Source organism: Mycobacterium helveticum, from assembly GCF_007714205.1.
Lineage (GTDB): Bacteria > Actinomycetota > Actinomycetes > Mycobacteriales > Mycobacteriaceae > Mycobacterium > Mycobacterium helveticum.
Genome location: NZ_VMQU01000381.1, coordinates 1 through 362 on the forward strand (window position 1 = coordinate 1; position 362 = coordinate 362).

Sequence of the window (362 nt, forward strand, 5' to 3'; positions counted from 1 at the left end):
TCTTCGTGCTCGGCGAAATCCTCGACGTCGAGACCGCGCGCGCGGCGCTCGAGATTGCCCTATCCGGTCACCTGGTGATCACCACAACCCACGCCGGAAACGCCGCCGAGACCATCTCCGGGTTCGTCGCCCGATTCCCCCGTACCGAGCAGCCGCTGATCCGCGTGCAGCTGACCCAGGCGTTGCAGGCGATCGTCACGCAACAACTCCTTCCCGGCACTGACGGCCGCCGCGTCCTGGCGCAAGAGATCGCCCTGAACTCGCCCGAGTTCTCGCTTCTGATCGCCGGGGATGGTGAGTCCTCCGACGTGCACCTGGTCACCCAGCACCTGCTGGGCAACGCCGCGCACGAAGGCAGCGTC

1 protein-coding gene is annotated in these 362 nt (G+C 67.1%); it reads left to right on the forward strand.

Going from position 1 to position 362, the window contains the following annotated elements; translation table 11 throughout:
- Window positions 1–362, forward strand: a 362-nt coding sequence (locus tag FPZ47_RS28025) for an ATPase, T2SS/T4P/T4SS family (RefSeq protein WP_168209598.1), incomplete at both ends; no start/stop codon positions are given.